The sequence below is a fragment of the Streptomyces sp. NPDC001137 genome (genome assembly GCF_040298885.1).
Classification (GTDB): Bacteria; Actinomycetota; Actinomycetes; order Streptomycetales; family Streptomycetaceae; genus Streptomyces.
Window position 1 is genome coordinate 50392 of the sequence record NZ_JBEPBA010000040.1, and the last position, 9296, is coordinate 59687.

Below are 9296 nucleotides of genomic sequence, written 5' to 3' on the forward strand. Positions count from 1 at the left end.
GTTGCCTGCCTTTTCTGTGTGTCGCCGACGGTTCCTTCCGGTCGGACGGCGGCTGCGGCGGCGCACGAGAAGTACGCCACCGCAGACGCTCGCACATTCCGGGGATCAGAGGGCCGTGAAGGTCCACAGCAGGTTCGTACTGCCGCCGTACGTCCACTGCTTGGTGATGGAGCCCGAGGCGACGTTGCCGCCGCCGTCGAGGACCAGGCCGGTGGTGCGGTTGGCGATCGAGTAGCTGTTGCCGCCCCGGTGGGTGATCTTCCACTGCTGGTTGGTGCCGCCGTTCCAGGCGGCCTGTCGGGCCGCGGAGCCGTCGGCGGCGGCGCCCCAGCCGTCGGCGACCATGCCGTTCGTGCGGTTGACCAGCTTGTAGTAGCCGCCGCCCACATCGACCGCCTGCCACTGGAGGTTGGAGCTGCCGTTCCAGGTCCACTGCTTGAGGGTCGATCCGGAGGCGACGTTGCCGCCGCTGTCCAGGGCGAGACCGTCGGTGACGTTGGTGAGCCGGAAGTACGTCGACGGGTTGAACTGGACCCTCAGCGAGGTGATCTGATCGTTGTTGCCGGTGCCCCTGAGGTCGGGGTTGTCGGCGGTGAACGTCCAGGCGGTGCCGGTGAAGTTGTCACCGGAGTAGCCGATCACCTGGTAGCCCTGGGCCGGACGGAGGGAGGAGATGCTGCGCGCGCCCACTCCCGCCGCGGTCAGGTCGGCCGCGGTGTAGTCGCCGAGGGCGAACGTGGCGGAGCCGCCCGTGTAGTTGACGTCCGTGAAGGCGACGGCCCCGGCGAGCGGTGCCACGGCCGGGATGGTGCCGGAGAAGGAGAGCTTCAGGACATAGGCGTTTGCGCTGTACGGCGCGGAGGACGGCAGGGTGACCGTGAGGCCGGAGGCGCTCTGGGCCGGCGTCGGCAGGTCGATGTAGGTGCCGGCGGTGGAGCCGAGAAGTTTCACCGAGGTCAGTGACGACAGGTTGATGTTGCCCGAGCCGAGTGTCTTGATCGTCAGCGAACTGCCCGGCCAGCCCAGGACGGTGGCGTACAGGACGTTGTTGTCCTTGTTGCGGGTGAAGCGGATGTCCTGCGCCGTGCCGGCCGTCGGATTGGTGAAGGCGCCGCCGCCCATCTTCGTCGGGCCCTCGCCGTACACGCTCCACGCGCGCGTCGAGTAGATCGACTCGCCGAAACGCTTGAGGTGGTCGCCTATACCGAGCAGGACGTCCTTCTGCGCTTGGGGGATGGTGCCGTCGGCCATCGGCGCGATGTTCAGCAGCATGTTGCCGTTCTTGCTGACCCGGTCGATGAACGAGTGCAGCATCTGCTGAATGTTGTAGTAACCGATGCCCTGCGTGTAGCACCAGCTGGAGCTGGAGATGCTGTCGTCGGTGAGCCAGTACGGCGTGGTGATGTCGGCCGGGCCGCCGCGCTCGTAGTCGAAGACCTCGCCCTTGCTGTTCAGGCCGTCCTTGTAGGTGGCGACGACCTCACGGCCCCAGCTGCCCGCCTGGTTGTAGTAGTACGACAGGAAGTTCAGGCGCTGGGTCTCGTCGATGGCGTCCAGCTTGAAGTCCTGCCACAGGATGTCGGGCTGGGCGCGGTCGATGACCTCCTTGAGCTTGTCGTACCAGAGCTGGTTCTCGGCGGCCGAGCCCAGCTGTCCGTAGAGCTTCTTCAGGCTCGGGTCCGTCTGGGCGGGGGCGTACTCGTAGTAGCCGTTGAAGTTGTACGCGTGGTGCATGGCGACCAGCAGCTTGAGGCCCTTGGCGCGGATGGCCGTGGAGAAGAGCTGCAGCAGGTTCAGCCCCGGGCCCTTGTTCACCGAGTTCCACTCGTTGACCTGGCTGTCCCACATGGAGAAGCCGTCATGGTGCTCGGCGACCGGGCCGGCGAACCTGGCGCCCGCGTCGACGAACAGTTGCGCCCACTCGTTGGGGTCGAAGTTTCCGCCGGCCGACTTCAGCTTCGGCGCGAACTTCACGAAGTTGCCCGCCAGGTCCTGCGCCCCGTTGATGAAGTTGTGGTACGGCCAAGCCGACGGCTGGCCGTAGGTCGCGATGTGGTGCTGGTTGGCGTTGCTGCCCGCGTTGTACATGTTGCGCGGGTACCACTCACTGTCGTACGCGGGAACGCTGAAGACGCCCCAGTGGAAGTAGATCCCGAACTTCGCGTCCTGGAACCACTCCGGCGCCGGCGGGTGCTGGTCGACCGAGTTCCAGTCGGGCGTGTAGGTGCTGGGCGCCGCCTGGGCGGTGCCGGCGCCGAACACACCTCCGGCGACGGCGGCAGCGGCCACGGAGGTGGCGCCGGCCAGGAAGTGGCGTCTGCTGAGCGAACTTGACATGGAACATCCCTGGTTCGGAAGGGGGCAGGGGGGTGCAGCGGGCCGCTTGTTACGGATGAAGGTCGGCCATGTCTCCCTGGGATGTCAACCAGCGTGCAGGGATGAAAAGCACCGCACGGCAAGGCAGTTGGGCCGGATTGTGGCAGGTTTAGGCAGTTTTGTGATCAAGCAAACATGGCATGTCTGCCGAGGCCTCGCGGTCAGCCACGCTGGTCCGGCACTATGGATTGATGGGATGCATCTTCAGTCTCGGCGGCGCCAGCAGTAACAGCGAGACGGCTGTGACCTGGCGCTTCAATTCGAGTTCGACGAGGGTCTAGACAGCGGGTCGAAATCACGCCTATAAACATCCCATCTCTACCGCACGGCGATACACAGATGTCGTCGAGGCGAAACATCTCCCGCCCAGGGACGAGCGCGAGGAAGCATCGATGAGACTCAGAACCGCCCTCTGTTCAGCCGTCTCCGCCGTGTCCGCACTGGCGCTGCTCAGTGCATGCAGCAGCGGCTCCACCACTTCGGCGTCGTCGGGCGACAAGCCGCTGGTCGGCGTCGACTACCCGCGCTCCGACACCGACTTCTGGAACTCCTACATCAAGTACACGCCCCAGTACGGCAAGGAGCTGGGGCTGGACCTGAAGACCACCAACTCGCAGAACGACGTCGCCAAGCTCACCGCCAACGCACAGACGTTCATCAGCCAGGGCGTCAAGGGCATCGCGATGGCCCCGCAGGACACCGCCGCCATCGCGCCCACCCTCGCGCAGCTGGAGGCGAAGAAGATCCCGGTCGTCACCGTCGACACCCGCCCCGACAGCGGCAAGGTGTTCATGGTCGTGCGCGCCGACAACCGCGCCTACGGCGAGAAGGCCTGCCAGTACCTGGGCACCAAGCTGGGCGGCAAGGGCAAGGTCGTCATGCTGGAGGGCGGTCTGGACTCCATCAACGGCCGTGACCGCACCGAGGCGTTCAACGAGTGCATGAAGAAGAACTACCCCGGTATCAAGGTGCTCGGTGAGGCCACCAACTGGGACGGCGCGGTCGCCGCGCAGAAGCTGCAGACCGACCTGACCGCCAACCCGGACATCAAGGGTGTCTACATGGAGTCCAGCTTCGCCCTCTCCGGCACGCTCCAGGTGCTCAAGCAGAAGGGCCTGCTGGTGGACCCGAAGGACAAGAAGCACGTCTTCGTCGTGTCCAACGACGGCATCCCCGAGGAGCTCAAGGACATCGCCGCGGGCAAGATCGACGCCACCGTCTCCCAGCCGGCCGACCTCTACGCCAAGTACGCCCTGTACTACCTGAAGGCGGCGATCGACGGAAAGACGTTCAAGCCCGGCAAGACCGACCACGACAGCACGATCATCAAGGTCCGCGACGGCGTGCTCGAGGACCAGCTCTCCGCCCCGCTCGTCACCGCCGACGGCGCCACCTACGGCGGCGTGCCCAGCGTCAAGAGCGACGACAAGTCGCTGTGGGGCAACAACCTCGGCTGATCCTCCTCCGGAACACAACATTCCACGAGAACAAGGCGGTTGAGATGAGCGACGGGGAGCGAGCAGTCACCCCCGCGCCCGCCCCGGCGGACGACGGGCGGGCCCCCGCAGCCCCGCCCGTCGTCGAGGCGACGGGCATCGTCAAACGATTCGGTCCGACGGTGGCCCTGAACGGCGCCCGGATCACCATCAGGCCCGGCGAGACCCACGCGCTCGTCGGCCGCAACGGAGCCGGCAAATCGACGCTGGTGTCCGTGCTCACCGGCCTCCAGGCCCCCGACGAGGGCACGGTGACCTTCGGCGGCGAACCGGCCCCCCGGCTCGGCGACCGCGACGCCTGGCGCCGGCGCGTGGCCTGCGTCTACCAGAAGTCGACGATCATCCCCACGCTGACCGTCGCCGAGAACCTCTTCCTGAACCGGCACGACCACGCAGCCGGCCGGCTCATCAGCTGGCGGGCCACCCGTCGGCGTGCACAGGACCTGCTGTCGGCCTGGTCGGTGAACGTCGACCCGCAGGCCCCCGCCGCCGAACTCAGCGTCGAGCAGCGGCAGTTCGTCGAGATCGCCCGCGCGCTGTCCTTCGGCGCCCGGTTCATCATCCTCGACGAGCCGACCGCCCAGCTCGACGGGGCCGCGATCAACCGGCTCTTCGACCGCATCCGCGACCTGCAACGCCAGGGCGTCACCTTCCTGTTCATCAGCCACCACCTCCAGGAGGTCTACGAGATCTGCGACATGGTGACCGTGTTCCGCGACGCCCGGCACATCGTCACCGCCCCGGTCGCGGACCTGCCCCGCGCCGACCTCGTCGCCGCCATGACGGGCGAGGCGGCCGCCGACCGGCGCGCGGAACGGGCCGCGCCTGTCGACTCCGGCGCCACGCCCGCACTGAACGTCCGCGCGCTGCAGGGCGAGGGGTACGAGGACGTCAGCTTCCGGATCGGAGCCGGCGAGATCGTCGGCCTCGCGGGGGCCGCCGGCAGCGGTCGCACCGAGGTCGCCGAGACCGTCGTAGGACTGAGGGCGGCAGCGGCGGGGGAGGTGGAGATCGCCGGGCAGCGGCCCCGGCCGGGCAGCGTGCCCGCGGCGCTCGCCGCAGGCACCGGGTTCGTCCCGCAGGACCGGCACCACCAGGGCTTCGTCCCCGACATGTCGATCGCCGACAACGCCACGCTGTCCGTGCCGAAGCGGCTCGGTGCGAACGGCTTTCTCAGCCGGACCCGACGGGACCGGCTCGCCGAGGGCATGATCGAGAAGCTGGCGATCAAGACCCCCGGACCCGACCTGCCCGTCTCCGCGCTCTCCGGAGGCAACCAGCAGAAAGTCGTCATGGCCCGCGCCCTGGCCGACGACCCCCGGCTGCTGGTCCTGATCAACCCGACCGCGGGCGTGGACGTGCGCTCCAAGGAGTTCCTCCTCGGCAAGGTCGAGGAGACCGCGCAGTCCGGCACCGGAGTGCTCATCGCCTCCGACGAACTCGACGACCTGCGCATGTGCGACCGGGTCCTGGTGATGTTCCAGGGCCGAGTGACCTCAGAGATCGCCCGCGGCTGGCACGACCACGACCTCGTGGCCGCGATGGAAGGAGTGGACCTCCATGCCTGAAACCGTCCTCGCGGACACCGCCGCGGCGGGCACCCCCGAGCCCGCGGCGAAGCGGACCGCACTGCTCGGCGGCCGGATACCCCTGGCCCGGCTGCGCGACCTCGCGCTCGTCCCGGCCATCGTGGTCATCGCGATCGTCGGACAGATCGTCAACCCGGTGTTCCTGCAGGCCGACAACCTCATCAACGTCCTGCAGACCATGTCCGAGATGGCCCTGCTGGTCCTCGCCCAGACGATGATCCTGATCGTCAAGAAGATGGACCTGTCGCTCGAGTCCACCATGGGCCTCGCACCCGGCGTCGCGGCCTGGCTGGTGGTACCGGCCGGCGCCGGCCACGGACTGGGCCTCCTTCCCGGTGCCTGGGCCATCCCCGTCACACTCGCCACGGGCCTGCTGATCGGCGTGATCAACGCCCTGCTGATCATCCGCTTCGGCCTCAACGGGTTCATCGTCACCCTCGGCATGCTGATCGTGCTGCGCGGTGTCCTCACCGGCATCTCCGGCGGCCAGACATTCTTCCAGCTGCCGCCGTCGATGCTCTACCTCGGCACCACCGAATGGTTCGGGATGCCCGCGTCGATCTGGGTCTGCCTGCTGCTGTTCGCCGTCGCGATCGTGGTCCTCGGCTGGACCAGCTTCGGCCGCTCCCTCTACGCCATCGGCGGCAACGTCGACGCCGCGAAGGCCGCCGGCATCCGCACCGACCGGGTGCTGTGGATCGTCATCGTCACGGGCAGCCTGCTCGCCGCCCTCGCCGGACTGCTGCTCTCCGGACGCCTGGCCTCGGTCGCCTCCGCACAGGGCAACGGCTACATCTTCACCGTGTTCGCCGCCGCCGTCATCGGCGGGATCAGCCTCAACGGCGGCAAGGGCACCATGTTCGGGGCCTTCTGCGGCATCCTGCTGCTCTTCATGATCCAGAACGTGCTCACCCTGGCGGGCGTCCCCGCGCAGTGGATCGGCGCTCTCAACGGCCTGATCATCCTGGTCGCCCTCGCCATCTCACGCATCACCGGCGGCAAGGTCCAGGAGTGAACCGGGCGGCCCCCCGGCCGCCCGGCACCCTCCACCGCACCGCCATCTCGTCGCACGGGGCCGTATCGCCCCTGCTCTCACAGGAGTTGCCGCCATGTCATCCGCCCTGTCCGCTTCCCCGGCATCTGCCCGCATCACCGCCCTGGACGTGCTGGACGTGCGTTTCCCGACGTCCGAGCACCTGGACGGGTCGGACGCGATGAACCCCGAGCCCGACTACTCCGCCGCCTACGTGGTCCTGCGCACCGACGACTCCGACGGACTGGAGGGCCACGCCCTCGCCTTCACCACCGGCCGCGGCAACGACGTCCAGGCCGCCGCCATCGCGGCCCTCGCCCCGCACGTGGTCGGCCTGTCCGTCGAGCAGGTCTGCGGCGACCTCGGCGCGTTCTCCCGCTCCCTCGTCCACGACCCCCAACTGCGCTGGCTCGGCCCGGAGAAGGGCGCCATCCACATGGCCACCGGCGCCGTCGTCAACGCCGCCTGGGACCTGGCCGCCAAGCGCGCCGGCAAGCCCGTATGGCGCTTCCTCGGCGAGATGACCCCCGAGGAACTGGTCGCGCAGGTCGACTTCCGCTGGCTCTCCGACGCCCTCACCCCCGAGGAGGCCCTCGAGATCCTGCGCCGCGCCGAGCCCGGCCGCGCCCAGCGCATCGCCCACCTGCTCGACCGGGGCTACCCCGCCTACACCACCACCCCCGGCTGGCTCGGCTACTCCGACGAGAAGCTGGCCCGTCTGGCCCGCGAGGCCGTCGCCGACGGCTTCACCCAGATCAAGCTGAAGGTCGGCGCGGACCTTCAGGACGACATACGGCGCATGCGCGTCGCCCGCGAGACCGTCGGGCCGGACATCCGCATCGCCGTCGACGCCAACCAGAGGTGGGACGTCCAGCCCGCCATCGACTGGATGCAGGCCCTGGCCCCGTACGACCCGTACTGGATCGAGGAGCCCACCTCCCCGGACGACATCCTCGGCCATGCCGCGGTCCGCAAGGCGCTCGCCCCCATCAAGGTCGCCACGGGCGAGCACATCGCCAACCGGGTGGTCTTCAAGCAGCTCCTCCAGGCCGGCGCGGTCGACATCGTGCAGATCGACTCCGCGCGCGTGGGCGGAGTCAACGAGAACCTCGCCATCCTGCTGCTCGCCGCCAAGTTCAAAGTGCCGGTCTGCCCGCACGCGGGCGGCGTGGGCCTGTGCGAGATGGTGCAGCACCTGTCGATGTTCGACTACGTCGCCGTCTCCGGCACCACCGAGGACCGCGTCATCGAGTACGTCGACCACCTGCACGAGCACTTCGTCGACCCGGTGCGCATCGCCGACGGCCACTACCTGGCGCCGGACCTGCCGGGCCTGAGCGCGCAGATGCACCCCGAGTCCCTCAAGGAGTACGCCTACCCCGACGGCCCCGTCTGGACCGCTCGTGTCTGACGCCCAGGCCCTCGTCGACGCCCACCACCATGTGTGGGACCTGGACCTCAGGCCGCAGCCCTGGCTGGACGAGCCCGGCCACGAGCCGATCCGCCGCAACTTCAGCTCGCACGCCCTGCGTTCGGCCGCGACCCGGCCGATCGCCGGACGGCGGCTGACGAGCACGGTGGTCGTGCAGTGCATCGCCTCCGTGCCCGAGACCCGTGACCTCCTCGCCCTGGCCGAAAGCGATCCGCTGATCGGCGCCGTGGTCGGCTGGGCGGACCTGGCGTCTCCCGCGATCGGCGACGTACTCGACGAGCTGCGGGCCACTCCCGCAGGCCGGTACCTGCGCGCCGTACGGCACCTCGTGCAGGGCGAGTCCGATCCGCGATGGCTCCAACGCCCGGACGTGGAAAGGGGGTTGCGTGCGGTGGGGGAGCGGGGGCTCGGATACGACGTGCTGGTCCGCAGCCACCAGCTCCCGCAGGCGATCCGACTCGCGCAGCGGCTCCCCGAGCTGCCGCTCGTCCTGGACCACGCCGGCAAGCCGCCCGTCGCGACACGCGAACTGACCGACTGGGCACAGCAGTTGCGGACGCTGGCCCGGCATCCCCAGGTCCACTGCAAGCTGTCGGGTCTGGTCACGGAGGCCGACCACGAGAAGTGGACCGTCGACGACATCCGCCCGGTGTGGGACGTCCTGCTCTCCGCCTTCGGGCCCGACCGGCTGATGTTCGGCTCCGACTGGCCCGTCTGTGTGCTCGCCGGCGGCTGGAACCGCTGGGCCGAGGCCGTCGAGGAGTTCCTGGACGACTGCTCCGGTACGGAGACCCAGGCGGTGCTCGCCGGTACCGCGACCGCCTTCTACCACCTGACCCCTGCCCCTGTTCCGACGAAGGAGGGGACGCCGTGCTCCTGACCGAACTGCTGCACCCCGGCATCCTCGAATCCCTGGCCGGAGCCGGCCACGGCGCCCGCGTGCTGCTCGCCGACGGCCACTACCCGGCGAGCACCGCCACCGGCGAGCGCGCCAGAACCGTCCACCTCAACCTCGCCCCCGGGCTGCTCGACGTCACCACCGTCCTCGACGTCTTGCTGGGCGCCCTGCCCGTCGAGGCGGCGCATGTGATGGTGCCGCCCGAGGGCGAACCGGAGCCGCCCGCCATCGCCGAGTACCGCTCGAAGCTGGCGCCCCTCCCGGTCGACACGCTCGGCCGCTTCGAGTTCTACGACGCCGCCCGCTCACCCGACCTGGCACTGGCGATCGTCACCGCCGACACCCGCACCTACGCCAACCTGCTGCTGACCATCGGCGTCCGCGCTGAAGGGACCCTGATCGCACGATGACACTTGCCGTCCGCTACCTGTCCGCCCGCACCCTGGACACGGCTCCCGCCCCCAGCACACCG

Annotated in this window: 7 protein-coding genes; 6 read left to right on the forward strand and 1 reads right to left on the reverse strand. The window is 69.1% G+C overall.

Annotated elements, in window-relative coordinates; all coding sequences use genetic code 11:
• Window positions 1-105: 105 nt before the first annotated feature.
• Window positions 106-2337 (reverse strand): alpha-L-fucosidase, encoded by a 2232-nt coding sequence (locus ABT254_RS43835; RefSeq protein WP_351483310.1) that lies wholly within the window; start codon window positions 2335-2337, stop codon window positions 106-108.
• A 431-nt stretch (window positions 2338-2768) separates the two neighbouring features.
• Between ABT254_RS43835 and ABT254_RS43840 the strand changes: the two genes are divergently transcribed.
• From ABT254_RS43840 to ABT254_RS43865, 6 genes are all read left to right on the forward strand, one after another.
• Window positions 2769-3833 carry a sugar ABC transporter substrate-binding protein gene (locus ABT254_RS43840; RefSeq protein WP_351483311.1) on the forward strand — a complete coding sequence of 355 codons (1065 nt, stop codon included), beginning with the start codon at window positions 2769-2771 and terminating at the stop codon, window positions 3831-3833.
• A 44-nt stretch (window positions 3834-3877) separates the two neighbouring features.
• Window positions 3878-5440: a sugar ABC transporter ATP-binding protein gene (locus tag ABT254_RS43845; RefSeq protein ID WP_351483312.1), complete on the forward strand. Its 1563-nt coding sequence runs from the start codon at window positions 3878-3880 to the stop codon at window positions 5438-5440.
• Entirely contained in the window at window positions 5433-6476 is a 1044-nt protein-coding gene (locus tag ABT254_RS43850; protein WP_351483313.1) for an ABC transporter permease, read from the forward strand. Before ABT254_RS43845 ends, ABT254_RS43850 begins: the two co-directional genes overlap by 8 nt.
• A gap of 94 nt (window positions 6477-6570) precedes the next feature.
• Window positions 6571-7905 (forward strand): L-fuconate dehydratase, encoded by a 1335-nt coding sequence (locus tag ABT254_RS43855; RefSeq protein WP_351483314.1) that lies wholly within the window; start codon window positions 6571-6573, stop codon window positions 7903-7905.
• Window positions 7898-8806, forward strand: coding sequence for an amidohydrolase family protein (locus ABT254_RS43860; RefSeq protein ID WP_351483315.1), 909 nt, complete (start codon window positions 7898-7900; stop codon window positions 8804-8806). Before ABT254_RS43855 ends, ABT254_RS43860 begins: the two co-directional genes overlap by 8 nt.
• The gene (locus tag ABT254_RS43865) at window positions 8797-9234 is read left to right on the forward strand and encodes an RbsD/FucU domain-containing protein (RefSeq protein WP_351483316.1); all 438 of its coding nucleotides are present in this window, start codon (window positions 8797-8799) and stop codon (window positions 9232-9234) included. Before ABT254_RS43860 ends, ABT254_RS43865 begins: the two co-directional genes overlap by 10 nt.
• The last annotated feature ends 62 nt before the right edge of the window (window positions 9235-9296 follow it).

Coding starts and splice junctions, on each gene's coding strand:
- ABT254_RS43850 (WP_351483313.1), top strand. CDS start 5,433: ATGCCTGAAACCGTCCTCGCGGACACCGCCGCGGCGGGCACCCCCGAG.
- ABT254_RS43840 (WP_351483311.1), top strand. CDS start 2,769: ATGAGACTCAGAACCGCCCTCTGTTCAGCCGTCTCCGCCGTGTCCGCA.
- ABT254_RS43855 (WP_351483314.1), top strand. CDS start 6,571: ATGTCATCCGCCCTGTCCGCTTCCCCGGCATCTGCCCGCATCACCGCC.
- ABT254_RS43835 (WP_351483310.1), bottom strand. CDS start 2,337: ATGTCAAGTTCGCTCAGCAGACGCCACTTCCTGGCCGGCGCCACCTCC.
- ABT254_RS43845 (WP_351483312.1), top strand. CDS start 3,878: ATGAGCGACGGGGAGCGAGCAGTCACCCCCGCGCCCGCCCCGGCGGAC.